At 63.8% G+C, this 26,352-nt stretch carries 20 protein-coding genes; 13 read left to right on the forward strand and 7 right to left on the reverse strand.

The window, feature by feature from the left end; translation table 11 throughout:
• Positions 1-214 precede the first annotated feature (214 nt).
• Both AC5PZ0_RS09825 and AC5PZ0_RS09830 read right to left on the reverse strand, forming a co-directional pair.
• Positions 215-1,516, reverse strand: a complete 1,302-nt coding sequence (locus AC5PZ0_RS09825) for an ATP-binding protein (protein WP_238211772.1) — start codon at positions 1,514-1,516, stop codon at positions 215-217.
• Between the two features lie 6 nt (positions 1,517-1,522).
• A complete protein-coding gene (locus AC5PZ0_RS09830) occupies positions 1,523-2,224 on the reverse strand; it encodes a response regulator (protein ID WP_027596751.1) in 702 nt (233 codons plus the stop codon).
• Between the two features lie 157 nt (positions 2,225-2,381).
• Here AC5PZ0_RS09830 and AC5PZ0_RS09835 point away from each other — a divergent pair, with 157 nt between their 5' ends.
• The 5 genes from AC5PZ0_RS09835 (at position 2,382) to AC5PZ0_RS09855 (ending at position 10,194) form a co-directional block, all read left to right on the forward strand.
• Complete coding sequence (locus AC5PZ0_RS09835) at positions 2,382-3,569, forward strand: efflux RND transporter periplasmic adaptor subunit (RefSeq protein ID WP_099429461.1); 1,188 nt, start codon at positions 2,382-2,384, stop codon at positions 3,567-3,569.
• A gap of 11 nt (positions 3,570-3,580) precedes the next feature.
• A complete protein-coding gene (locus AC5PZ0_RS09840; protein WP_027596749.1) occupies positions 3,581-6,709 on the forward strand; it encodes a multidrug efflux RND transporter permease subunit in 3,129 nt (1,042 codons plus the stop codon).
• A 61-nt stretch (positions 6,710-6,770) separates the two neighbouring features.
• A complete protein-coding gene (gene mobA, locus AC5PZ0_RS09845) occupies positions 6,771-7,346 on the forward strand; it encodes a molybdenum cofactor guanylyltransferase MobA (RefSeq protein ID WP_493854816.1) in 576 nt (191 codons plus the stop codon).
• A gap of 68 nt (positions 7,347-7,414) precedes the next feature.
• A complete protein-coding gene (locus tag AC5PZ0_RS09850) occupies positions 7,415-9,061 on the forward strand; it encodes an MFS transporter (RefSeq protein ID WP_099429464.1) in 1,647 nt (548 codons plus the stop codon).
• Entirely contained in the window at positions 9,061-10,194 is a 1,134-nt protein-coding gene (locus tag AC5PZ0_RS09855; RefSeq protein ID WP_493854817.1) for an HlyD family secretion protein, read from the forward strand. Before AC5PZ0_RS09850 ends, AC5PZ0_RS09855 begins: the two co-directional genes overlap by 1 nt.
• A 333-nt stretch (positions 10,195-10,527) precedes the next feature.
• Here the strand turns inward: AC5PZ0_RS09855 and AC5PZ0_RS09860 are convergent, their stop codons facing one another.
• From AC5PZ0_RS09860 to fdnG, 5 genes are read right to left on the reverse strand one after another with little or no spacing between them, the layout of a single operon-like run.
• Entirely contained in the window at positions 10,528-11,403 is an 876-nt protein-coding gene (locus AC5PZ0_RS09860; RefSeq protein WP_493854818.1) for an AEC family transporter, read from the reverse strand.
• 56 nt (positions 11,404-11,459) lie between these two features.
• On the reverse strand, positions 11,460-12,362 hold the full coding sequence (gene fdhE / locus AC5PZ0_RS09865; protein ID WP_493854819.1) for a formate dehydrogenase accessory protein FdhE: 903 nt from the start codon (positions 12,360-12,362) through the stop codon (positions 11,460-11,462).
• Positions 12,359-12,994, reverse strand: coding sequence for a formate dehydrogenase subunit gamma (locus AC5PZ0_RS09870; protein WP_099429468.1), 636 nt, complete (start codon positions 12,992-12,994; stop codon positions 12,359-12,361). Before AC5PZ0_RS09870 ends, fdhE begins: the two co-directional genes overlap by 4 nt.
• Positions 12,991-13,875 (reverse strand): formate dehydrogenase subunit beta, encoded by an 885-nt coding sequence (gene fdxH / locus AC5PZ0_RS09875; RefSeq protein ID WP_027596742.1) that lies wholly within the window; start codon positions 13,873-13,875, stop codon positions 12,991-12,993. The genes AC5PZ0_RS09870 and fdxH overlap by 4 nt, the downstream gene beginning before the upstream one ends.
• A 13-nt stretch (positions 13,876-13,888) precedes the next feature.
• Positions 13,889-16,939: a formate dehydrogenase-N subunit alpha gene (fdnG, locus tag AC5PZ0_RS09880; RefSeq protein ID WP_493854820.1), complete on the reverse strand. Its 3,051-nt coding sequence runs from the start codon at positions 16,937-16,939 to the stop codon at positions 13,889-13,891.
• Between the two features lie 755 nt (positions 16,940-17,694).
• Between fdnG and AC5PZ0_RS09885 the strand changes: the two genes are divergently transcribed.
• The 8 genes from AC5PZ0_RS09885 to AC5PZ0_RS09920 all read left to right on the forward strand — a co-directional run bounded on the left by AC5PZ0_RS09885 (position 17,695) and on the right by AC5PZ0_RS09920 (position 26,344).
• Positions 17,695-18,990, forward strand: coding sequence for an MFS transporter (locus AC5PZ0_RS09885; protein WP_027596740.1), 1,296 nt, complete (start codon positions 17,695-17,697; stop codon positions 18,988-18,990).
• Between the two features lie 427 nt (positions 18,991-19,417).
• A complete protein-coding gene (locus tag AC5PZ0_RS09890) occupies positions 19,418-19,723 on the forward strand; it encodes a hypothetical protein (RefSeq protein ID WP_027594870.1) in 306 nt (101 codons plus the stop codon).
• Between the two features lie 48 nt (positions 19,724-19,771).
• Entirely contained in the window at positions 19,772-20,323 is a 552-nt protein-coding gene (locus AC5PZ0_RS09895) for a YbhB/YbcL family Raf kinase inhibitor-like protein (protein ID WP_099429471.1), read from the forward strand.
• 564 nt (positions 20,324-20,887) lie between these two features.
• A complete protein-coding gene (locus AC5PZ0_RS09900) occupies positions 20,888-21,949 on the forward strand; it encodes a 3-deoxy-7-phosphoheptulonate synthase (RefSeq protein WP_099429472.1) in 1,062 nt (353 codons plus the stop codon).
• Positions 21,950-22,028: 79 nt separating this feature from the next.
• Entirely contained in the window at positions 22,029-22,310 is a 282-nt protein-coding gene (locus AC5PZ0_RS09905; RefSeq protein WP_027594867.1) for a peptidylprolyl isomerase, read from the forward strand.
• Between the two features lie 127 nt (positions 22,311-22,437).
• On the forward strand, positions 22,438-24,273 hold the full coding sequence (locus AC5PZ0_RS09910) for an extracellular solute-binding protein (RefSeq protein WP_256577440.1): 1,836 nt from the start codon (positions 22,438-22,440) through the stop codon (positions 24,271-24,273).
• Positions 24,270-25,328: a microcin C ABC transporter permease YejB gene (locus tag AC5PZ0_RS09915; protein WP_027594865.1), complete on the forward strand. Its 1,059-nt coding sequence runs from the start codon at positions 24,270-24,272 to the stop codon at positions 25,326-25,328. The genes AC5PZ0_RS09910 and AC5PZ0_RS09915 overlap by 4 nt, the downstream gene beginning before the upstream one ends.
• Entirely contained in the window at positions 25,328-26,344 is a 1,017-nt protein-coding gene (locus AC5PZ0_RS09920) for an ABC transporter permease (RefSeq protein WP_265969610.1), read from the forward strand. Before AC5PZ0_RS09915 ends, AC5PZ0_RS09920 begins: the two co-directional genes overlap by 1 nt.
• Positions 26,345-26,352 lie beyond the last annotated feature (8 nt).

Below are 26,352 nucleotides of genomic sequence, written 5' to 3' on the forward strand. Positions count from 1 at the left end.
CAAGAGTACCAGTGCGATGCGCGCGGGCAAACCGGCACTGCGGCGCATGGGCGTGAGGCTAGCGGCAAGGATCGGTTCGTGCTGTGGACGAGTCGTTTCGCCGAAAGCTGCATCTAGCAGGCTAGGCCCTTTCGCGGGCAAGCCCGCTCCCACAGGCTCGCCGCCTCACTTAATAAAGTGTGCGTTCCTGTGGGAACGGGCCGGCACAGCCAACCTACCCACCCGCCGGCAAACGAATCCTGAACTGCGCCCCGCCCAGCGCCGATTGCGCCACCGTCAGTGTACCCCCCTGCCCTTCGATGGCCCGTCGACTGATTGCCAACCCCAAGCCAAACCCGCCGGTATTGCGATCACGGCTACGGTCCAACCGGTAGAACGGCTGGAAAATCCGCTCACGCTCCTCGACCGGGATACCAATCCCGTCATCCTCGACCGTCAGCAGGCAGGCACCGTCATCCTCGAGCCGCAACCTCAGCAACAGGCTTTCGTCGCAATAACGCATCGCGTTGCGCACCAGGTTCTGCACGGCCCGCGCGGTCAACCGGGGGTCGAGCACAAAGCGTGGCAGTTCACGCTCGGCCCGCACTTCCCATTGGATGCCACGGCTGTCGAGCTCTTCGGCAAAACTGCCCAGCACGCTGTCTACCAGCTCCAGCAGCGATACCTCGACCCGCTCGCGCGCCTGGTCGGCGTTGTACAAACGGCTGTAGGACAACAGCTCCAGCACCAGTTCATCCAGTTCACGCACATGGCCGACCAGCTCCAACAACCGCTTGCGGCTGGCAGCCGGCACTTCGTCGAACAGCAGCACCAGGCCGAAGTCCAGGCGGGTCAGTGGGGTGCGCAGCTCGTGGGACACGGCATTGAGCAGCTCGCGCTGCTGGTTGACATGGCGTTCCAGGTCGCTGGCCATGGTGTCGAACACCCCGGCCAGCTCACCGATGTTCGAGTGCGGCGAGATGTGTGTACGTTCTGCCATCTGCCCCTGACCCAGGCGTCGGGCGGTTTCCTTGAGCCGCTCCAGGTCACGCCAGTGCGGCCACACCCACAGCAGCAGGCAGCCGAGCATGGCTGCACCGATCAACACCGTCACGCCCCAGGACAGCACGTTGATGTCCAGTGGATCAGGCGGCGCATGCAGGCGCACCAGCCAGTCCTTGTCGAGCGGTGCCAGCACCGTCTCGTAATAACCCCAGTCTGCGATGCGCACGGCGTACAAGCCATGTTCCAGCCGGGCCTGTTCATCGGCGCTGAGGTCGGCCTGGTCCATGCGCAGCAGCTTGACCTCAAGCGGTGCGAAGGCATTGGCCAGGTCTCGCTCCACCGCTGGCCACTGCTCTTGCGGGGCCTGGTGGAACTGGCGGACGATCAGCGACTGCACGCCTTTGGTCTGGTCCAGGTTGTACGCCATGAAGCGTTCATGGAACAGGCCGACGATGGAGTCAGGGATGAACAGCAGCGCACCGGCGTAGGCGACGATGATCAGCAGGTACAGGCGCACCAGGATCTTCAGCATGCTCGGTCAGCACTCCCACTCGACACGGCTGAACAGGTAGCCTTTGCCCCACACGGTCTTGATCTTGCGCGCCTCACCAGCACTGTCGTCGAACTTGCGGCGCAGCTTGGAGATGGCGACGTCCACCGAACGGTCGGTGCCGTTGAACTCGATGCCGCGCAGTTGCTGCAGGATGCGGTCGCGGTTCAGCACTTCGCCCGCGTTGCGCGCCAGCACCACCAGCAAGTTGTACTCGCCGCTGGACAGCTCCACCTCTTCGCCGCGCCAGCTGACGGTGCGCTCGGCCAGGTCGATGCGCAGGCCGCCGATCTGGATCAAATCGCTGTCCAGGCGCGGCTCATTGACGCTGCTGCGGCGCAACAACGTGCGCACACGGGCCAGCAGCACACGGGGCTCGCAGGGCTTGGTCACGTAATCGTCCGCGCCCATCTCCAGGCCCAGCACCTGATCGTGGCTGTCGTCACGGGCGGTCAGCATCAGGATCGGCAAGCTCTGCGATTCCTGGCGCAGCAAGCGGCACAGTTGCAGGCCATCGATGCCGGGCAGCATCAGGTCGAGGATCACCAGGTCGGGCTTTTGCCGGCGAAACGCGTCCAGCACGTGGTCGCCGCGGGCGATCACCTGGACATGGAAATCATTGCGTTGCAGGTAGCTGGCGATCAGTTCGGACAAGGCACTGTCGTCTTCGACCAATAAAAGGTTTGGCATAAGCGCTTTGACACAAGAGGAAGTCCAGGCAGGATATAGAATCCTACGCCGAGGCAGGACGCTTCTTCACACTTTTTCACACTCGCCCTACAGGTATTAACAGCCACCAGGGGAACGCCTGCCGTAGCATACACCGCGTCATCATCGGAAGATCCGTATGCCTACTAGCCTCCCCCCTCGCCTGCGCCCCGTGGCGCTTCTGGCGTTTCTGAGCATATCCCTGGCCGGCTGTGGCGACAGCGCCGAGCAGGACGAAAAAGAGCCCACCCCGCAGGTGCGCGTCGAAACCCTGCAACTGCAGCCGCTGGCCATCAGCAGCGAACTCAGCGGCCGTATCCTGGCACCGCGGACTGCGGAAGTGCGCGCACGTGTAGCTGGCGTGGTGCTCAAGCGGGTCTACCGCGAGGGCAGCGACGTCAAGCAAGGCGACGTGCTGTTCCTCATCGACCCGGCGCCGTTCAAGGCCGACCACGACAGCGCCCGCGCCACCCTGGCCAAGGCCCAGGCCAACCTGTATCAAGCGCGCCTGCAAGAGCAACGCTACCGCGAGCTGGTCGACGACAAAGCCGTGAGCCGCCAGGAATACGACAATGCCCGGGCCAGCTTCCTGCAGGCTGATGCCGAGGTCGCCGAGGCCAAGGCTGCCCTGGAGCGCGCCCGCCTGAACCTGGGTTATGCCACGGTGACCGCGCCCATTTCCGGGCGCATTGGCCGCGCGCTGGTGACCGAAGGTGCACTGGTCGGGCAGAACGAGACCACGCCCCTGGCCACCATCCAGCAACTGGACCCAATTCATGCCGACGTCACCCAGTCGACCCGCGAGCTCAACGCCCTGCGCCGTGCTCTGCGAGCCGGCGAGCTGCAACAGGTCGGCGACGGCCAGGCTCGCGCCACGCTGATTCAGGACGACGGCAGCGCCTACCCGCTGCCCGGCAAGCTGCTGTTCTCTGACATCAGCGTCGACCCGAGCACCAACCAGATCACCCTGCGCAGCGAGTTCCCCAACCCGGACCTCGACCTGCTGCCGGGCAGCTACGTGCGCGTGCGCCTGGAACAAGCGGTACAGCCCAAGGGCCTCAGCGTGCCGCAGCGCGCCATCCTGCGCGACAGCGCCGGTGTGCCGAAAGTACTGGTGGTCGACCCGCAGGCCCGCGTCAGCGATCGCCAGGTCGTGCTGGGCAGCGCCCAGGGCGACCGCTGGGTGGTCAGCGAAGGCCTGGCGCCCGGTGAACAAGTGGTTATCGAAGGCCTGCAACACGTCAAGGCCGGCGACCAGGTGCAGGTCGAAGCGAGCCAGGGCACAGCGCCCGGCGCGCCGCCGATCGCACAGCACAACCGCCAGTGAGGGGCTGATTGATGCCGCACTTTTTCATTGACCGCCCAGTGTTCGCCTGGGTAGTCGCGTTGTTCATCCTGCTTGCCGGCGCCTTGGCCATCCCGCAACTGCCGGTGGCCCAGTACCCCAACGTGGCCCCGCCGCAAGTGGAAATCTACGCCGTGTACCCAGGCGCCTCGGCGGCGACCATGGACGAGAGCGTGGTCAGCCTGATCGAGCAGGAACTCAACGGCGCCGACAACCTGCTGTACTTCGAGTCGCAAAGCAGCCTGGGCAGCGCCACCATCACCGCCACCTTCGAACCTGGCACGCACCCGGACCTGGCCCAGGTCGATGTGCAGAACCGCCTCAAGGTGGTCGAGTCGCGCCTGCCTCGCCCCGTGACCCAGCAGGGCCTGCAGGTGGAGAAGGTGTCCACCGGCTTCCTGCTGCTGGCCACCCTGACTTCGGAGGACGGCAAGCTCGACGAAACCGCCCTGTCGGACATTCTTGCGCGCAACGTGATGAACGAGATCCGCCGCCTGAAGGGCGTCGGCAAGGCTCAGCTGTATGGTTCTGAGCGTGCCATGCGGATCTGGATCGACCCGAGCAAGCTGATCGGTTTCAACCTCACGCCTAACGATGTGGCTGATGCCATTGCCGCGCAAAACGCCCAGGTCGCCCCAGGCAGTATTGGTGACCTGCCCGCCCGCGGCACCCAGGAAATCACAGCCAACGTGCTGGTCAAGGGCCAGCTGAGCACGCCTGAGGAGTTCGCGGCCATTGTCCTGCGCGCCAACGCGGACGGCTCCACGGTGACCGTCGGCGATGTCGCCCGGGTCGAGATCGGTGCCCAGGAGTACCAGTACGGCACGCGCCTTAATGGCAAACCCGCGACCGCATTCAGCGTACAGCTGGCCCCCGGCGCCAACGCCATGGAAACCGCCGACCTGGTGCGGGCCAAGATGCAGGAGTTGTCGCGCTACTTCCCGGAAGGCGTCAAATACGACATCCCGTATGACACCTCACCCTTCGTCAAAGTGTCGATCCAGCAGGTGATCAACACGCTGTTCGAAGCCATGCTGCTGGTGTTTGCGGTGATGTTCCTGTTCCTGCAGAACCTGCGCTACACGCTGATCCCGACCCTGGTAGTGCCGGTGGCGCTGATGGGCACCTTCGCCGTGATGCTGGCCATGGGCTTCTCGGTCAACGTGCTGACCCTGTTCGGTATGGTGCTGGCCATCGGCATTCTGGTCGACGACGCCATCGTGGTGGTGGAAAACGTCGAGCGGATCATGGCCGAAGAAGGCCTGCCGCCCAAGGAAGCCACGCGCAAGGCCATGGGCCAGATCAGCGGGGCGATAGTCGGCATTACCCTGGTGCTGGTGGCCGTGTTCCTGCCGATGGCCTTCATGAAAGGGTCGGTGGGCGTGATCTACCAGCAGTTCTCGGTGTCGATGGCGGTGTCGATCCTGTTCTCGGCGTTTCTCGCCCTGAGCCTGACCCCAGCACTGTGCGCGACTTTGCTCAAACCGTTGGGCAAAGGCGAGCACCACGAGCGCAAGGGCTTCTTCGGCTGGTTCAACCGACGCTTCGACAGCATGAGCAACGGCTATCAGCGCTGGGTGGTGCAAGCGCTCAAGCGCAGCGGTCGCTACCTGCTGGTGTACGGCGTGCTGCTGGCCGTGCTGGGCTATGGCTTCAGCCAACTGCCCACGGCGTTCTTGCCCACCGAAGACCAGGGCTACACCATCACCGACATCCAACTGCCGCCAGGCGCCAGCCGCATGCGTACCGAGCAAGTGGCGGCGCAGATCGAAGCGCACAACGCGGAGGAACCCGGTGTCGGCAACACCACGCTGATCCTCGGCTTCAGCTTCTCTGGCAGCGGGCAGAACGCGGCACTGGCGTTCACCACGCTTAAGGATTGGTCCGAGCGCGGTGCCGATGACAGCGCCCAGTCGATCGCCGACCGCGCCACTATGGCCTTCACTCAGCTCAAGGACGCCGTGGCCTACGCCGTGCTGCCACCGCCCATCGATGGCCTGGGCGAGTCGACCGGTTTTGAGTTCCGTCTGCAGGACCGTGGCGGCATGGGCCACACCGCGCTGATGGCCGCCCGCGATGCGCTGCTGGCAGGTGCTGGCAAAAGCAAAGTGCTGACCAACGTGCGCGAAGCGTCGCTGGCCGAAAGCCCGCAGGTGCAACTGGAAATCGACCGTCGCCAGGCCAATGCCCTGGGAGTGTCGTTCGCCGACATCGGCGCGGTGCTGGATACCGCCGTCGGCTCCAGCTACGTCAACGACTTCCCCAACCAAGGGCGTATGCAACGGGTGGTGGTGCAGGCCGAAGGCGACCAGCGTAGCCAGGTCGAAGACCTGCTGAAAATCCATGTGCGCAACAGCAGTGGCAAGATGGTGCCGCTGGCGGCCTTCGTCCAGGCGAAGTGGGTCAGCGGCCCAGTGCAACTGACCCGCTACAACGGTTACCCGGCGGTGTCGATCTCCGGTGAACCGGCGGCGGGCTACAGCTCGGGTGAAGCCATGGCCGAAGTCGAGCGCTTGGTCGCGCAACTGCCGGCCGGCGCTGGCCTGGAATGGACCGGCCTGTCGCTGCAGGAGCGGCTGTCCGGCAGCCAGGCGCCGATCCTGATGGCGCTGTCACTGCTGGTGGTGTTCCTGTGCCTGGCTGCGTTGTACGAGAGCTGGTCGATCCCCACTGCCGTACTGCTGGTGGTGCCGCTCGGGGTACTCGGTGCGGTCCTGGCAGTCACCCTGCGGGGCATGCCCAATGACGTGTTCTTCAAGGTCGGCCTGATCACCCTGATCGGCCTGTCGGCCAAGAATGCGATCCTCATCATCGAGTTTGCCAAGAGCTTGGTGGACCAGGGTGTCGATGCCGTCGATGCCGCGGTGCAGGCCGCCCGCCTGCGTCTGCGGCCGATTGTGATGACCTCGCTGGCGTTCATCCTCGGCGTGGTGCCCCTGGCCATCGCCACCGGCGCCAGCTCGGCCAGCCAGCAGGCGATTGGCACGGGTGTGATCGGCGGCATGCTCAGCGCCACCCTGGCGGTGGTGTTCGTGCCGGTGTTCTTCGTCGTGGTGATGCGCCTGGCCGGGCGCGGTCGCGGCGCTAAAGCCGAGGCGACCCCAGCGCTCGACGCACGCTGACTGGACAAGCACCGCATGACATGGGAGGGTTCCTGGCATTGACTGCCCGGAACCCTTTTTCATGCCTGATGCACTGCCCCCCTGCTCCATTCTCATCCTCGCCGGTGGCCGCGGCCAACGCATGGGCGGCCGCGACAAGGGGTTACTGGCCTGGCAAGGCGAGCCATTGGTGGCGCATGTGCAACGCGTGGTACGCCCGCTGAGCGATGACCTGATCATTTCCTGCAACCGCAACCAGGACGCCTATCGAGCCTATGCTGACCAGTTGGTGGGCGATGCAGCCCCCGATTTCCCTGGGCCGTTGGCCGGGGTGATTGCAGGCCTGACAGCGGCACGCCACGAATGGGTGGTGGTACTGGCCTGCGATGCACCGCTGATCGACCAGCCGTTGATCGCAGACCTGCTGCGGCTGGCGGTGGCCGGCGACAGTGCGGCGATGGTGCGCCAAGCAGGCTACTGGCAGCCGATGTTCAGTGTGCTGCCGCGCAAGGTGTTGCCGGTGCTGGAGCAGGCGTGGGCGGCCAATGAGCGAAGCTTGCAGAAGGCCCTGCTGAAAGGGGCTGTGCAAGCGCTGGTGTGTGCCGAGGATGATCCCCGTTTGAGCAACTTCAATAGCCCGGAAACACTGCAAAACTGACGCACGCCGCACAGCAAACTTGAGCCCAGACGGTGTTAATGCCCCAGCCCCTCACGTAAAGTCTGCCCATGGACAAATACGCCCCCCGCCAGTGGCTCCCCCACGAAAAACCCAGCCTGCCCGGATCGCCGTCCACGCCTTTGCACTCGCCCGCCAAACGCCTGGCCTTTGGCCTGGTGGGCCTGTTGGTGGCGATCACCGGTGGGTTGGGCAACGCGCTGGTAACAGCCAACCTGGTGTTCCTGCAGGGTGCGCTGGGGGCGACCACCGCCGAAATGGCCTGGCTGCCGGCCGCCTATGTGATGACCAACGTGTCCATCAACCTGCTGCTGGTCAAGTTTCGCCAGCAGTTCGGCCTGCGGGCCTTCACCGAAGTGTTCCTGGTGCTTTATGCGCTGGTCACCTTTGGCCACCTGTTCGTCAATGACCTCAACTCGGCAATTGCCGTGCGCGCCGCCCACGGCATGGTTGGCGCCGCGCTGAGTTCGCTGGGCCTGTACTACATGATCCAGGCGTTCCCCGCGCAGTGGCGCCTCAAGGCCATGGTGCTGGGCCTGGGCGCCTCGCAATTGGCCTTGCCGCTGGCGCGGCTGTTCTCTGAAGACTTGCTGCAGATCGCCGAATGGCGCGGGCTATACCTGTTCGAACTCGGCTTGGCGTTGGCCGCACTGGGCTGCGTGCTGATGCTCAAGTTGCCACCGGGCGACCGCTTCAAGACCTTCGAGCCGCTGGATTTTCTCACCTTCACCCTGATGGCCAGCGGCACCGCTCTGCTCTGCGCCGCCCTGTCGCTGGGCCGCATCGACTGGTGGTTGGACACCCCCTGGATCGGTGTGGCCCTGGCCGCGTCGATTGGCCTGATATTCAGTGGGCTGGCCATCGAGCACAATCGCCAGAACCCGCTGCTGATGACACGCTGGCTGGGCAGCGGCACGATCATCCGCCTGGCCCTGTGCGTGATTCTGATCCGCATGGTCACCTCGGAGCAGTCCACCGGCGCGGTCGGTTTTCTGCAAGTGTTGAACATGGGCAGCGAGCAGATGCGCACGCTGTACGCGATCATGTTGTTGGGTGCGGTGGCGGGCCTGGCGACCAGCGCCCTGACCATCGACCCCAAGCACCTGGTGATCCCGTTGCTGGTGTCGCTGCTGGCGATGGCCACCGGGGCATTCATGGACAGCAGCTCAAGCAACCTCACCCGCCCGGCACAGATGTACCTGAGCCAGTTCCTGCTGGCCTTCGGCAGCACGTTCTTCCTGGGCCCGTCGATGGCCCTAGGCATCAGCCATGTGCGCGCCAACCCGCGCAACCTGGTGAGCTTTTCGGTGCTGTTCGGCATCTGCAACAACCTCGGCGGCCTGATTGGCGCGGCGCTGCTCGGCACCTTCCAGACCTGGCGCGAGAAATTCCATTCCAGCCACCTGATGGACCGCCTCAGCTACCTCGAACCCCTGGTCAACGCCCGGGTGCAAAGCGGCGGTGGCGGCTATGCCGGCCTCCTTGCCGACCCCGCGCTGCGCAGCGAGGCCGGCATGCGCGTGCTGGCCAGTGCGGCCACCCGCGAGGCCAACGTGATGGCCTACAACGATGTGTTCATGCTGATCGGCAGCATCGCTATCCTGACCATGATCTGGATCTGCATCCGCAGCACCTGGCTCTGGTACACGGCCCGCAAGGCCACCTCCCCTGACTCTAGCCGCGGCGCGCCTACCTGATGACCGACGAAACCCGCACGACCACCACCACTGCCCTTGCTGAAACCCCAGAGGGCACGCCGCCGCCCAGTGAACCGACCAGCCCGGTACGCACGCGCCGGATGCGCATCCTGTCGTCGATCAGTTTTGCCTGTGTGGCCCTGGCCGGCATCCTGCTGGTGCTCTACGCCTGGCGCCTGCCCCCGTTCGGCAGCGCCATCGAGAGCACCGAAAACGCACTGGTGCGCGGCCAGGTGACGATCATCGGCCCGCAACTGAGTGGCTACATCGTCGATGTGCCGGTGCATGACTTCCAGTTCGTCAAGGCAGGCGACCTGCTGGTGCAACTGGACGACCGCATCTATAAGCAACGCCTGGCCCAGGCCATCGCCCAGTTGCAACAGCAGCAGGCGGCACTGGCCAATAACCTGCAGCAACGCAACAGCGCCGAGGCCACCATTGCCCAGCGCCAGGCGGCCATCGGCGATGCAACGGCCCAGGCGGCCAAGGCCAAGGCCGACCTCGGCCGTAACCAGGCGCTGGTCAGCGACGGTTCGGTGTCGCGCCGCGAGCTGGACCTGGCCCGTGCCAGCCAGGCGGCTGCTGTCGCCAGCCTGGCCCAGGCCAAGGCTGCCCTGGAAATCGCCCGGCAGGACCGGGAAACCGTGGTGGTCAACCGGGCCGCGTTGCAGGCGTCGGTGGAAAATGCCAAGGCCGCCGTCGAGCTCGCCCGTATCGACCTCGACAACACCCGCGTGACCGCCCCGCGCGATGGCCAGCTGGGGCAGATCGGCACGCGCCTGGGTGCCTACGTGAATTCCGGTGCGCAACTGATGGCGCTGGTGCCTGATACCCTGTGGGTAATCGCCAACATGAAGGAAACCCAGATGGCCGCGGTGCGCATCGGCCAGCCGGTGAGTTTCACCGTGGATGCGCTGAACCACCAGAAGCTGTACGGCCATGTGCAGCAGATTTCGCCGGCCACCGGCTCCGAATTCGCCCTGCTGCAGGCCGACAACGCCACCGGCAACTTCGTCAAGATTGCCCAGCGGATCCCGGTGCGCATCACCGTGGATGCCGACCAGCCAGAGGCGAAGCGGTTGCGGCCAGGGATGTCGGTGGTGGTCAGTATCGATACCCGGGATGCGCAGTAGATTCCGTGTAGGAGCAGCCTTGTGCTGCGAAGAGGCCGGTGAAAACACAGTAGTTATTCGCTGCTTTTACTGGCCTCTTCGCAGCGCAAGGCTGCTCCTACACAAAGCCCGTATGACATGACAGCGCGCTACAGCAGCCAGGCGAATGACAACACCGTTGAAAATCACCAGATGGTCAGCATCGACACCCGGGGCACGCAGTAGATTTCGGTGTAGGAGCAGCCTTGTGCTGCGAAGAGGCCGGTGAAAACACAGTAGTTATTCGCTGCTTTTACTGGCCTCTTCGCAGCGCAAGGCTGCTCCTACACAAAGCGCGTATGACAAGGCAGCACGCTACATCCACCCCGCCAGCACAATCGGCAACCAGGCGAATGACAGCACCGTGGAACACATCACCAGGTTCGCCACCTGCTCCGGCGAGCGGTTGGCGCGCACGGCCATGAGGTAATTGAACACCGCCACCGGCATCGCCGATTGCACCATCAATACCGCACGCTCCAGGGTATCCATGCCCAAGACCACGCCAACCGCCCACCCCACCGCCGCGCCCAGGCCGATGCGCAAACCACCCAGCAGCATGCCGCTGCCCACATGGCGCAGGCGAATGCTGGCCAGCGAAACGCCCAGGGTCAGTAGCATCAGCGGGATGGTCATGCCGCCGAGCAGGTTCACCGTGTTGGCCAACCAACGCGGCAATTCGAAATCCAGAAAGATGATCGGCATCGAGCCCGCCAGGCTGATCACAATGGGGTTGCGGACCAGCGCCTTGAGCGAAGCTGCCGTGCCGGAAATGGCCATGCCGACCGTGAACTGCACGATCGACAGGGTCAGGAAAAACGCCACCGCCAGGGCCAGGCCGTGCTCGCCGAAGGCATACAGGCTGATCGGCAGGCCCATGTTGCCGGTGTTGGGGAACATGAACGCCGGCAGTAGCACACGCCAGTGTTGCCCCGAGGCACGGCTGACCAAAAGGCCTGCCAAGGCCATGCCCAACGTGCACAACAGGCAGGCCAGCGCCATGCTGGTGAATGCCGTTGGGTCCAGTTCCGTGCGGCTCAAGGTCGACAGCACCAGCGACGGTGTGCCGACCGTCATCACCAGCCTGGCGATGAACTCCGTAGGGTAGTCCAAGCCTTTGCGGGCCCAGGCAAAACCAATGCCGGCAACGATGAACACAGGTGCCAGAACGGCGAACAACGATGCCAGCATGAGCCTTACCTTCCTGGTGTGCGAAAGGCGTCAGTATGCCGCAGTCCTACGCTGCTTCAACCCGGAAACATAAATGGGTTGATACTGCTACGGGCAAAGCCTTGCCCTTCAAGCTCGGCATCCAGCTGCAAGGAGGCCAAGTCATCCGCGACAGGCTCCAGTGCCGGGTCGTGCTCGTAATAAAAAGCCTTCAGGTAGCTTTCGCAGTCACCGCAGCTTTCCGCCTTGACCGCACTGTCCTGACGATCCAGCGACCAATAGTCCAGCTTACCGGTGTGCTCGCAGTTGCTGCACTTGACCCGCACCATGTGCCAGCGACTCTCGCACAGCCCGCAGTGCAGGTAGCGCAGCCCAGCACGCTTGCCAGTGAGGATGACGCTGGCCACCGGCGCGCTGGCGCACACTGGGCAGAACTGGCGATGCTCGCCCACCGCCGCATGCGCATGCGCCGGCAAGGCCGCAGCCAGTTGCACGAAGTACAGCCCCAGGGCGGCCCACAAAAACACCGCCTCGCCGCTGTTCACCTTGCCATATTGGCCCTGCAGCAAGTCTTGGGCGCAGGCTTCGCGCTGATCGGCGCTCAGCGCGGCGAGCCTGTCCAGGGCCGCGCATACCGGGTCGCTGGCTTCAGTGCGCAGGTCCTCGAGCAGATGATCGAGCACTTGCTGCCAGTAACCTGAGTGCAACCGCGTCGATATTGGCGCCTCTGCGCCCAGCCGCTCAGTCAGAGCCTCAAGCACGTTGGCCGGCACGGGAAAACGATCGAGCAAACGCTGCTGGGCCTGCGCGATGGTGGCGGCGAACTCCAGATAGTCGGCGTGCTCATGCCCCTGTGCCAAGTGACGCAAACGCGCCGCGCGCTTGGCGAAGTGCTGGTCCAGTTGCGGCAGCAACAAGGCGCTGATGGTGCCCACGCCCCCGGTGGGCTGCTCGACCGCCGTCAGTTTGATGCTGCTCATTTCTTCTCGCTCTTGCTGTTGATTTGCTGATACCAGCGATCGTGGTGCGACTTGGCCCAACTGCGTGAGACATAGCCGGTGATCATGCCGCGAATCGAACCTTTCACCCAGAACGCCAGGTACGCATGGCCAATGATCAGCAGGATCAGCGAGATGCCTGCCAGTGCGTGGGTAAACAAGGCAATCCGAATCAGCGGGATGCTGAAGTAGTCGGCAAACCACGGCCGCCAGATGATCACGCCACTGAGCATCAGCAAGGTGATCAGGCCCATGATCCCCCAGAACAGGATCTTCTGGCCGGCGTTGTATTTGCCGATGCGCAGCGGCTGGCTGTGGTCGCCTGCCAACACGCGCTTGACGTTGCGAAACCAGATGCCGTCTTCACGCTCGGGCAGGTTGTACCTGACGAAGCGCACGAACAGGAACATCAGCACAACGAACACCACCACCCCGAAAAACGGGTGAAGGATACGCGCCAGCTGCGGTGTGCCAAACACGCCATTCAGCCAGTTCAACGACGGGAAAAACCACGACAGCCCCGACATCGCCACCAGGAAGAAACAGATGACCATGAACCAGTGGCTGGCCCGGTCGATGAAGCGCGTGCGCAGAATCAATCGGTCCTTGTTCATACCAGGGTCTCCTTGTCGTCTTCCTCGACTTCGTTGGGGCCAACGCCGATGTAGTGGAACACCGTGCCCGCCAGGGTGGCGAAGAATGCCGCGGCGGCCACCGGTTTGAGCCAGCCTTTCCAGCCCTCGATCGCACTGCTGATGCGCGGGTCTGGGTTGAGCTTGTGGTACAGCTGCGGCTTGTCGGCGTGTTGCAGCACGTAGAACACATGGGTGCCACCGACGGCCTGCGGGTCGTAAATGCCGGCACCGGCGAAGCCGCGGCCTTGCAGTTCACTCACGCGTTCTTCGGCCTGCACCAGCATGTCAGCCTTGCTGCCGAAGTTGATCGCGCCGGTCGGGCAGGTTTTCACGCAGGCCGGTTCCTGGCCCACGCTGACCCGATCAACGCACAACGTGCACTTGTAAGCCTTGTTGTCCTTTTTGCTGATGCGCGGTACATCGAACGGGCAACCGGCCACGCAGTAGCCGCAGCCGATGCAATGCTCGGACTGGAAATCGACGATACCGTTGGCGTACTGGATGATCGCCCCCGGTTGCGGGCACGCCTTGAGGCAGCCCGGGTCGGCGCAATGCATGCAGCCATCCTTGCGGATCAGCCACTCCAGCTTGCCGCTTTCGTCCTGGTGCTCGTCAAACCGCATCAGCGTCCAGGTGTCTGGCGTGAGGTCGGCCGGGTTGTCGTACACGCCGACGTTGTGGCCTACCTCGTCACGCAGGTCGTTCCATTCGTTGCAGGCCACTTGGCAGGCCTTGCAGCCGATGCAGATGCTGACGTCGATCAGCTTGGCCACCTCGGCCTGGTGATCGCGGGCACGCGGCGCGGGGGTGAAGGCGTTGGTCGCCGAACGGCGAATGATGTCTTGGGATTGCAGGGACATGTGCGTCGCTCCGTCAGGCCTTTTCCACGTTCACCAGGAACGCCTTGTATTCCGGGGTGTTGGTGTTGGAGTCACCCACCCCCGGGGTCAGCGTGTTGGCCAGGAAGCCTTTGCGGGTGGCACCCTCGAAGCCCCAGTGGCACGGGATGCCGATGGTGTCGACCATCTGGCCGGCGACCTCTAGCCGCTGGACCCGCTTGGTCACCACCGCCTTGGCCTTGATGTAGCCGCGCTTGGTGCTGACCCGCACCAGGTCGCCCTGGACGATGCCTTTTTCCTTGGCCAGCACTTCGCCGATCTCGATGAACTGCTCGGGCTGGATGATCGCGTTGAGCCGCGAATGCTTGGTCCAGTGGCGGAACAACTCGGTGATCGAGTAGGTGGTGGCCACGTAAGGGAACTCCTCACGGCTGCCCATCCGCGCACGGTCGCTTTCGTACAGGCGTGCGGTCGGGCTCTTGCTGACATTGGGGTGCAGCGGGTTGGACGCCAGTGGGCTTTCGATCGGTTCGTAATGCTCAGGGAACGGCCCATCGTTCATGGCGCCAACCGAGAACAACCGGCCTACCCCTTCGGGCAGCATGATGAACGGGTTGACGTTGCTGCCTGGCGCGGCGGTTACCGGGTAGTCCGGGACATCGCTGCCGCTCCAGCGGCTACCATCCCAGGCAATGATCTGGCGCTTGGGGTCCCAGGCGTTGCCCTGCGGATCGGCCGAGGCACGGTTGTAAAGAATGCGCCGATTCTGCGGCCAGGCCCACGCCCAACCTGGGGTGCAGCCCAGGCCGCTGTCAGCGTTGTCGCGGCGGGCCATCTGGTTGCCGGCCTCGGTCCAGGAGCCGGCGAACACCCAGTTGAAGCACGCGGTGCTGCCGTCATCGCGCAATTGGGCGAAGTTGTCCAGCAACTGGCCTTTGCGCAGCACCAGGTTGCCCTTCTCATCATGCAGGTCCGCCAGGGCGTAGCCGTTGGACTCTTTGGCGACTTCTTCTGGCTCTGGATCGTAGGGGTTCTTGTAGTCCCAGGCCATGTTCAACACAGGCTCGGGGCATACGCCGCCCTCGTCGCGGTAGAGCTCGCGCAGCTTCATGAACAGGTGGCCGAGGATCTTGCCATCGTGCCAGGCCTCACCGGGCGGGGCCGCCCCGGCCCAGTGCCATTGCAGCCAGCGGCTGGAGTTGACGATCGAGCCGTTTTCCTCGGCAAAGCAGCTGGAAGGCAGGCGGAAGACCTCGGTCTGGATCGCCGCGGGGTCGACGTCGTTGGACTCTCCGTGGTTCTGCCAGAAGCTCGACGTCTCGGTCGCCAGCGGGTCGATGATCACCAGGAACTTGAGCTTGGCCAAGGCCTCGGCGGCCTTGTTCTTGTCCGGGAAGGCCGCGATCGGGTTGAAGCCCTGGGCAATGTAGCCGTTGACCTTGCCTTCATACATGCGGTTGGAATAGTTGAGTACGTCGTAGCTGTCGTCCCACTTGGGCAACCAGTCGAAGCCCCAGTTGTTCTCAGGGGTGGCCTTGTCGCCCCACAGGCTCTTCATCAGGCTGATGAAAAATTTGGGCGTGTGCTGGTAGTAGTTGACCTGCCCGGGCAGCTGGGCGCTGGGCGTGGTTTCTTTCAGGTAGGTCTCGACCGTGGTCTGGTTGTCGGACGGCAGGTTCATGTAACCCGGCAGGCGTTGCGACAGCAGCCCCAGGTCGGTGTAGCCCTGGATGTTGGAGTGCCCGCGCAGGGCGTTGACGCCGCCACCGGCCATGCCGATGTTGCCCAGCAGCAGTTGGATCATGCCCGAGCCGCGGATCATCTGGGCGCCCGTGGTGTGGTGGGTCCAGCCCAGGGCATAGAGGAAGGTGGCGGTCTTGTCCGGTGCGCTGGTACTGGCAAGGATCTCGCAAATCTGCAGGAAGTCGTCCTTTGGCGTACCGCACAGCTCGCTGACCCGCTCCGGCGTGTAGCGGCTGACATGCTGCTTGAGCAGGTTGTACACGCAGCGCGGGTGGCTGAGCGTCACGTCACGTTTGGCAAAGCCCTGCTCGTCGAGTTCATAGGCCCACGAGCTGCGATCGTAGCGCCGGGTGTTGGCGTCGTAGCCGCTGAACAGGCCGTCGTCGAAACTGTAGTCGCTGCGCACGATCAGGCTGGCATTGGTGTAGGCGCGCACGTACTCGTGCTGGATACGGTCATGGCTGATCAGGTAGTTGACCACCCCCATCAGGAAGGTGATGTCGGAGCCTGCGCGAATGGGCGAATACAGGTCGGCCACTGCAGCGCTGCGGTTGAAGCGCGGGTCGACGACGATCACCTTGGCGCCGTTGCGGATCTTCGCCTCGATCACCCATTTGAAGCCTACCGGGTGCGCTTCGGCGGGGTTGCCGCCCATGATCAGTACGACGTTGGCATTCTTGATGTCCACCCAGTTGTTGGTCATGGCGCCACGGCCAAAGGTGGGCGCCAGCGCCGACACGGTCGGGGCGTGGCAGACCCGCGCCTGGCTGTCGGTGCCGAGGATGCCCAGGGCGCGGGTAAAGCGCTGGTCGAGCGAGCCGGTTTCGCTGCTGGCCGCCGAAGAACACAGCATACCGGTGGACAGCCAGCGGTTGACGGTAACGCCCTTGGCGTTTTTCTCGATGAAGTTGGCATCGCGGTCAGCCTTCATCAAGCGGGCGATGCGCTCGATGGCATGGTCCCAGGTAATCCGCTGCCACGTGTCCGAGCCTGGCGCGCGGTACTCCGGGTACAGCAGGCGCTGTTCGCTGTGGATGTAGTCCACCAGCCCTGCCCCTTTCGGGCACAGCGAACCTCGGCTGACCGGGTGGTCCGGGTCGCCTTCGATGTGGAAGATGCGTGCCTTGGCGTTTTTCGCGCCGTCGCCCAGGCTGTACATGAGGATGCCGCAGCCTACCGAGCAGTAGGTGCAGTTGTTGCGGGTCTCTTTGGCGCGCAACAGCTTGTATTGGCGTGACTGGCTGGCATTGGCCACTGCCGGGGCAAAGCCCAGCGACACCGTGGTCGCTGCCGCCGCACCGGCCGTGCACAGTTTGAAAAATTGTCGTCTGCCAAGTGCCATGGGATCTCCTCATCTCGGCCCGGTTAAATACCGGGCACACAGGCGTTACTTATCAACGGGTGTTATCGGCTGGTCGTTCTAATTCGGTGATGGGCACAAGTCAGGGGCAATAGAAATCTACAGCGCGTTATTAACACGCAACTTCTTTTGCAACTACTAAATGGACCGCGGCATCACACGTTTATCGAGGCACCCCTTGCGGGCCGCGCCCGCCATTGTAGTGGCAGGATGCCGCAGGCACCAATTGAGCGGATTGATTGCTTGATAAGTTCTGTCGATCAACAGGCTGATACGGTAATTAATTACACACCTGTATTGATCCAGATCAATAAATACTCACTGCCCGCCGCCAAAACAATGAATCAATACGACTAAAGTTATTTTTCTATACAAATTATTATTAAGCGGGCTAATTAAGCCTGTACGTCGCGATGCCCTGCGGCGTCTCGTCGCAGGCCAATGCCCCTTGGGCAAAAGGTTGCAAGCACGTAGAATCGCGGTTCCTTTTCGCCCGTCGCCTTGAACGGTGGCAACCGGCAGCAATGACAGAGTCCGCGCCTGAACACATGACCGCCCATGTGAAATAGGCTCAACCGACCCCGCCCGGCCCAGCTCCCTTACGGCCCAGCGGTTGAGTCTTGCCCAGGTCGCATCCAGCCCAGGCACATCCGTGCAGCCTCTTGGCCCCCTTTCGGGCCCAGCTGGCGTGCGCGTCCGAAGAGGCGCTCATTCCGCTCATCCAACTTGAGGTACGTATGTCTCCGCGTTTGCTGGCCATGGCGCTGGCGCCCCTGCTCGGGCTGTTCATCATTGCCCTGGGCAACGGTTTCATGTCTTCCCTGACCACCCTGCGCCTGGGCGCGGCCGGTGAATCAGCCACCACCATCGGTATCGTGTCGTCCAGTTACTTCATTGGCTTGACCCTTGGCGCGATCTTCAATGACCGGCTGATACTGCGCATCGGCCATATCCGCGCCTACACCAGCTTCGCCTCGCTGATCGCCGCGACCATCCTGCTGCAAGGGCTGTTCTACGACACCACGTGGTGGTCGATCCTGCGCCTGATCAACGGCTGGGCTGCGGTGGGCGTGTTCCTCGTGATCGAGAGCTGGTTGCTGCTGGCCGGCGACGCGAAAATCCGTGGCCGCCTGCTGGCGCTGTACATGATTGCCTTCTACGGCGCCGGCGTTATTGCCCAGGCAGGCCTTGGCGAAATTACCCGCCTGGGCGACACCGCGCCATTCATGCTCGCGGGTATGCTCGCGGCGCTGTCGGTGCTGCCGATCGTGATCCTGCCGCGGGTGTCGCCACTGCTGGACCAGGTCGAACCGCTGAAGCCCCGCCAACTGCTGGGGGTCGCGCCGTCGGGCCTGGTCGGCTGCTTCGGTTCGGGGGTGGCGATTGCCGGTATTTATGCGCTGCTGCCGCTGTACCTGCAACGTATTGGCCTGGACGTGGGCGAAGTCGGCAGCATGATGGCCTGGGTGATCCTGGGTGCGATGCTGCTGCAGTACCCGGTTGGGCGCTGGTCCGACCGCAAGGACCGCCAGGATGTGCTGATTGCCCTGGCCGGCCTGTGCGTGGTGCTGTCGTTGATTACGGTGTTCTTGCCGTCTGAATCGTCATTGCTGCCCGCAATGCTGTTCCTGCTGGGTGGCGGCGTGTTCGCCCTGTATCCGGTAGCGGTCAGCCACGCTGCCGACCGTGCACCGTCCGACGCGCTGGTGCCGATGATCCAGGGCTTGCTGCTGATCAACTCGCTGGGTTCGGCGCTGGCGCCGCTGGCGATTTCGCCGATGATGACGTCGTTTGGCGAGGCCGGGCTGTTCTGGGCCTTTGCAGTGGTCAACCTGGCCATGGTCAGCTTCTTCCTGTGGCGCCGAGGCAAGCGCCCGGCGGCCGAGCACCCGGCGCCGTTCGCAGCGTCCACCACCTTCTCGCCCACCGGTGCCGAGTTGCGAGTGACTGAAGACCTGATGCATGCCGCGCAGGAGCATCCACCTTTGGAGCCGGTGCAAGGCACAGGGGCAGCGCAAGCCGAAACCCGATAACCCGACCCCGGTAGGAGCAGCCTTGTGCTGCGAAGAGGCCAGTGATAGCAGCGAAGATCTGTTGTGTGGTCACCGGCCTCTTCGCAGCACAAGGCTGCTCCTACACAGAAAACGCGCGTTCCTTGCCTCTGATGACCACCCGGGGCAGGCGGCCTGAGGGTCCGCCGTTCGAGCCGCGGCAAGGTACAGGCCAGCGCAAGCCGAAATCCGATAACCCTACCCCGGTAGGAGCAGCCTTGTGCTGCGAAGAGGCCAGTGATAACAGCGAAGATCTGTTGTGTGGTCACCGGCCTCTTCGCAGCACAAGGCTGCTCCTACACAGAAAAGGCGTGCTCCTGGCCTCTGGTGACCACCCGTCGCCCAGAGGGCACCGCGCCGCCCTGCTCCAGCCAAACGAATGACAGATCATCCGCACAGGAGATTCATCATGATCCGCATTCGCCCCCTTTCGCTGTGCCTGGCCTTGGCCCTGGGCGCCATCACCGGCACCAGCTTCGCTGCCACCGAACCCACCAATACCGACAGCCGCCCACAAACCGACCAGTCTGGCGGCAAGACCGCAGGTGACGGAAGCAGCGTCAACAGCCCCGGCAGCGGCCAGGACAACGACAGCAGCAACACCGGCACCGATGCCGCAGACGGCGCCAGCGGCGGCTCCAACAGCACCGGCGAAGCCACAGGTTCCGGTGCCGGCTACGATGGCGGCACCGCTGAGGACCAGGACAGCCGTTGAGGCTCGGCTGGACTACACTGCGCTCCATTGCCCTGCCATGGAGTTGCCATGAACGCCAAACCCTGGCTGCTCGCTGCTCTGCTGCCTTTCAGCGTACTGGCCGCCGGGCCGGGCTCTGGCGCATTGTCGATCAGTTCTTCCTCCTTCACCGACGGTGGCGTGCTCGCCCTGCAACAGGTCGGGCCAGACCCGGCCTGCGGCGCAGGTGAAGAACGCACCCCACAACTGAGCTGGGACAACCTGCCCGCCGGTACGCGCTCGCTGGCGCTGGTGATGTTCGACCCCGATGGCGGCAAAGGCCTCGGGGTGGTGCACTGGGTCGCCTACAACATCGACCCGGGCCTGGATGGCTTGAAAGAAGGCGTGGCCGGGCTGACCAGCCCTGCCGTGACGGTGGGGCGCAACTCCCGCGGTACCGCCAGCTACCGAGGCCCCTGCCCGCCCGCCGGGGACAACCCGCACCACTACGCGCTGACGTTGATTGCAACCGACCTCGAACCCGGCATCCTGCCAGCAGACCTGGACCGCAACGGGCTGCTGCAGTTGCTCCAAGACCATGCCTTGGGCGCACAAACCCTGGTGGGGCGTTACGGCCATTGAATGAGTCATTGCCACCCATTACCGACAATGATCAACGTCACAGCATTTACCCATTGAACGCCGCGCCTGATCTGAAGTAAGCTCGGGCTCATTCACTGGAGAGCAACATGCCGAAACGCACCTGCAATCACGCCAACCACACCGGTCGCACCCTGCGCCCTGTGCTGGCCGTTGCCGGTCGCAAGGCCCCTGCCAGCTTTTATTTTGGGTATTGGTTTAGCCACTAGGCGCCGCTGATACCCACACGGCGCCCACTTTCGAGGGGCCGCCGAACATGAGAATACTCAAACCCCCGGTCGGCTCCCCGACCGGGGGTTTTGCTTTTCAGGCCTTTGAACATTACCGATTTACCTTGAGGACAGATTCATGAACTACGCCACTTATTACTGCGCAAACACCTATGCCTGGCGATTTAGCCAATCCCGTTCGGGCCAGCCTGCCGCCTCCGTTCGGTCCTTCAAGGGTGGCAACACTGCAGCCAACACACCTACAACGATCTGTCGAACACCTCGATAGGGCCGACGACGCGGGCCAGAACCCGCCGTCCGCCCAGGGAAAAACGCCATGCAAGCCTCGAACCTCGCCCTGCCCCTGAACCAACCGCAAGCTGCCAATACGACCGTCAGCCAGCGCCTGCCCAGCCCCCACCTGCTCAAGCAGCAAATGCCGCTGTCCGCTGAGCTCACCCAGCAAGTCCATGCCCACCGCCAGGCCATCCGCGCCATTCTCGAAGGCCGCGACCAACGCCTGTTGGTAGTGGTAGGCCCCTGCTCGATTCACGACCCTCGCTCGGCCCTGGAATACGCCGACCGCCTAGCCGCGCTGAGCCGCGAAGTGGATGACAAGCTGCTGCTGGTGATGCGCGCCTACGTCGAAAAACCCCGCACCACGGTGGGCTGGAAAGGCCTGGCCTACGACCCGCACCTCGATGGCAGCGATGACATGCACGCCGGTATCGCCCTGTCGCGCGGCCTGATGCTGAACATGATCGAGCGCGGCCTGCCCATTGCCACCGAGCTGCTGCAGCCGATGGCCGCGGGCTACTTCGACGACCTGCTGGGCTGGGCCGCGATCGGCGCACGCACCACCGAGTCGCAGGTGCACCGTGAAATGGTCAGTGGCCTGGAACTGCCTGTGGGCTTCAAGAATGGCACCGACGGCGGTATTGGCATCGCCTGCGACGCCATGCGCAGCGCCGCGCACCCACACCGCCATTTCGGCATGGATGCGCAGGGCTACCCGGCCATCATCGAGACCCTGGGCAACCCCGACACCCACCTGGTGTTGCGCGGCGGCCATAAAGGCCCGAACTACGATGCCACGAGCATCGCCCAGGCCCGGCAGGGGTTGGCCAAGGTGGGGTTGCAGGCGCGGATCATGGTCGATTGCAGCCATGCCAACAGCGGCAAGGACCCAGCGCAGCAGCCCGCGGTATTCGAGGACGTGCTGGCACAGCGCGTGGCCGGTGACCGTTCGATTGTCGGCGTGATGATCGAAGGGCACCTGTTCGATGGCTGCCAGTCCCTAGGCAAAGGCGCACTGAAGTACGGCGTGTCGATCACCGATGGCTGCCTGGGTTGGGCGTCAACAGAAACCCTGTTGCGCGAGGCGGCACAAAAACTGTAGGAAGCCGCTAGCAAGCCTTGCGAGACATTTCCCGAACAAGTGCGCTAGGCTTGCGTTTTTACCCTAAGGAGCAGTACCCATGGCACGTGCCACCGCCCGCCACATCCTGGTCAGCAGCGAAGACAAATGCAACGAACTGAAAGCCCAGATCGAAGCTGGTGCCGATTTCGCCGAAGTCGCCAAGGCCAATTCCACCTGCCCATCCAGCCGCCAAGGCGGCGACCTGGGCTCGTTCGGCCCGGGCCAGATGGTGCGTGAGTTCGATACCGTGGTCTTCAGCGCGCCGCTGAACGTTGTCCAGGGCCCGGTGAAAACCCAGTTCGGTTATCACCTGCTGGAAGTGACCAGCCGTCAGGACTGATACCAGGTTGTTCCTCTGGAACGACTCAGCCTCTGTAAGAACAGCCTTGCGCTGTGAAGTGGCCCGGCCGGGCAATTTCGTTGACCGTGCTGACGCCTTCGCAGCACAAGGCTGCTCCTACAAGGGCTTGTTTCGCCTGGGCTGGCTGGTTTTGTTTCTGTGCTTTTGCGCCAACACCCACGCTGCACCCACCCATGCGTTGACTGTCTACGGCGAAGCCCCCCGCTACAACCAAAGCTTCCACCATTTCGACTACACCAACCCCAACGCCCCCAAGGGCGGCATATTGCGCCGCTCGGCCATGGAGATTGGCCAGTTCGACCATATTCTGCCGTACATCGACAAAGGTACCGGCGTCAACGAAGTCGATGGTTGGCTATACGCGCCATTGGCCGTGCGCTCATTCGATGAACCCTACACCGTCTACGGCCTGATTGCCCGGCGCATGGAACGTGGCCCGGACGATGCCTGGCTGCGCTTCGAGATCGACCCCCGCGCCACCTTCGCCGACGGCAAGCCGGTGCGCGCCGAAGACGTGCGCTTTACCTTCGAGCTGCTGATGAGCAAAGGCAGCCTCAAGTACCGCACCCAGTTCGCCGAGGTCGCAGGGGTTACCGTAGAGGGCCCGCATCGCGTGCGCTTCGACTTCAGGCAACCCCATGGCCGCACCCTGCCCTTGGACTTGGCCAGCCTGCCGGTGCTGCCCGAGCATGACTGGCAACAACGCGATTTCACCAACGGCGCCGGCTTCGACAAACCGGTCGGCAGCGGCCCTTACCGCATCGGCCAGATCGACAATGGCCGCAGCATCAGCTTTGAACGTGACCCAACCTGGTGGGCCAAAGACCTCCCTGTCAGCCGTGGCCGCTACAATTTCGACACGCTGCGCATCGAATACTTCGGCGACACCGAAGTGGCGCGGCAGGTGCTAAAAGGGGGTGGCTACGATTACAACCGCGAGTTTTCTGCCACGGCCTACACCCTCGGCTACAACGGCGCGCAGCTGGACGACGGCCGCCTGCAGCGCGCGCACCTGGGCCCGGCCAAACCGCAGGTTGCCCAAGGTTATGTGTTCAACCTGGACAAGCCGCCGTTTCGCGACCGCCGCGTGCGCCAGGCGCTGGGCATGCTCTGGGACTACGAGTGGAGCAACCGGCAGATGATGCGCAACCTCTACATCCGCCAGCAGAGCGTGTTTTCCAACACCCCACTGGCCGCCCGCGCATTGCCCGACGCCAGCGAACTCGAACTGCTGGAGCCGTTGCGCGGCCAGGTGCCGGATGAGGTCTTCGACCGCGTGTTCACGGCCCCGGTCACCGATGGCACGGGCATCGTCCGCACGCAACAGCTGCAAGCGTTGGCTTTGTTGCAGCAAGCCGGCTGGCACCCCGAGGGTGACCGCCTGGTCAACGCCCAAGGCGAGCCACTGGAATTCACCTTCCTCAACGGCCAGGCCGGCCTGGAGCGCCTGCTGCTGCCGTGGAAGCGCAACCTGGCGCAGATCGGCGTCACCCTGAACATTCGCAATGTCGACTCGGCCCAATACGTCAACCGCCTGATGGCGCGTGACTACGACATGATCGTGACCGGCTACCCGGTCACGCTGTCGCCAGGGGCGGAGCTGTACAACTACTTCGGTTCGGCAGCGGCCCACGACCCCGGCTCGAACAACCTGATGGTGCTGCAGGACCCTGCAGTGGACAGCCTGATCGACGGCCTGGTACGCGCCAGCACGCAAGCCGACATGCTGCGCCATGCCCATGCCCTGGACCGCGTGCTGCAGTGGAACTACTACTGGATCCCCAATTACTACCCGCCCGGCAGCTCCACGGCCTGGTGGAACCGCTTTGGCTTGCCCAAGGTACAGGCCACCTATGACGAAGGCCTCGACACCTGGTGGGAAGTCAGCCCTACCCCGCTGACCAACGCGCAGATGGCCGAACGCCTGAAGGCTTCACCATGACGGCCTATATTCTGCGGCGCCTGTTGCTCATCATCCCCACGCTGCTGGCGATCCTGCTGGTCAATTTCGCGATCGTCCAGGCGGCGCCTGGTGGCCCGGTGGAGCAAGCGGTGGCGCGGCTGCAGGGTATCGGCGGCGGCGCACCAGGCGCCCGGGCCGAGGTGGCGCATGGCGAGTCACGGGCCACCCGCGGCCTGGACCCCAAGCTGATCGAGGCGATCAAACACCAATACGGTTTCGATAAATCAGCCCCCGAACGGCTCTGGCTGATGCTTAGCCAGTACGCCCGCCTCGACTTCGGCCAGAGCTTCTTTCGTGGGGCCAAGGTCACCGACCTGATCCTCGACAAGCTGCCGGTCACCTTGTCGCTCGGCTTCTGGGCCACGCTCATCACCTACCTGGTTTCTATCCCCTTGGGCATCCGCAAGGCAGTGCGCCATGGCAGCCGCTTCGATGCCTGGAGCAGCGCACTGATCGTGATCGGCTATGCGCTGCCCTCGTTCCTGTTCGCCCTGTTGCTGATCGTGCTGTTCGCCGGCGGCACGTCGCTGAACTGGTTCCCGGTGCGCGGCCTGGTGTCGGAAAACTTCGACCAGCTCAGCCTGCTGGGCAAGGTCGCCGACTATTTCTGGCACCTGGTGCTACCGGTCGGCGCACTGGTGATCGGCGGCTTCGCCACCCTGACCCTGCTGACCAAGAACGCATTCCTTGACGAGATCTCCCGCCAGTACGTGGTCACCGCCCGGGCCAAGGGGCTGAGCGAACGGCGCGTGCTGTACGGCCACGTGTTGCGCAATGCCATGCTGCTGGTGGTGGCCGGGCTGCCCCAGGCACTGATCACGGTGTTTTTTGCAGGCTCGCTGCTCATCGAAGTGATCTTTTCCCTCGATGGCCTTGGGCGGATGAGTTACGAAGCCGCCGTGTCGCGTGACTACCCGGTGGTCTTCGGCACGCTGTTCATCTTTACCCTGGCGGGCTTGTTGATCCGTCTGATCGGCGATGTGTGCTACACACTGCTCGACCCACGCATCGACTTCGACACGAGGGCCAACTGATGCTCTCGCCCGTGTCGCGCCGCCGCCTGCAACGCTTTCGCCGCAACCGCCTCGGCTGGGTATCGCTGTGGCTGTTCGCAGCGCTATTGCTGCTGAGCCTGGGCGCAGAGTTGGTGGCCAACGACAAGCCCTTGCTGCTGGGTTACAAGGGCGAGCTGTACACCCCGGCGCTCAAGCGTTACACCGAACAGCAGTTCGGCGGCCAATTGCCGTTCCAGCCAGATTACCGCAGTGCCTACGTGCGCCAGTTGATCGAGGGCCAGGGCGGCTGGATGCTGTTCGCCCCCATCCCCTTCAGTGCCGACACCCCTAACTATGACCTGCAAGTGCCCACCCCCAGCCCACCCAGTACCAGCAATTGGCTGGGCACCGACGACCAGGGGCGCGATGTGCTGGCGCGGGTGCTGTACGGCACCCGAGTGTCGCTGCTGTTCGCCTTTGCCTTGACCGTGGTCAGCGTGCTGATCGGTTTGACTGCCGGGGCCTTGCAGGGTTACCACGGCGGCTGGGTCGACCTGCTGGGGCAGCGCCTGCTGGAAGTCTGGTCGGGGTTGCCGGTGCTGTACCTGTTGATCATCCTCAGCGGCTTCGTCGAGCCTGATTTCTGGTGGTTGTTGGGGATCATGGCGCTGTTCTCGTGGCTGGCCCTGGTCGATGTGGTGCGCGCCGAGTTCTTGCGCGGGCGCAACCTGGAATACGTCAAAGCCGCGCGGGCGCTGGGCCTGCCAGACAGCCAAGTGATGTTGCGGCACATTCTGCCCAATGCCATGAACGCCACGCTGACCTATGTGCCGTTCATGTTGACCGGGGCCATTACCACCCTGACTGCGCTGGACTTCCTGGGCTTCGGCATGCCGGCCGGCAGCGCCTCGCTGGGCGAGCTGGTGACCCAGGGCAAGCAGCACCTGGAGGCGCCCTGGCTTGGCTTTACTGCGTTTTTCGCGTTAGCGGTGATTCTGTCGCTGCTGGTGTTCATCGGCGATGCGCTGCGCGAAGCGTTCGATCCACGTGGTTAATGCACGAC

It is taken from the genome of Pseudomonas sp. 5.2 (genome assembly GCF_059025405.1).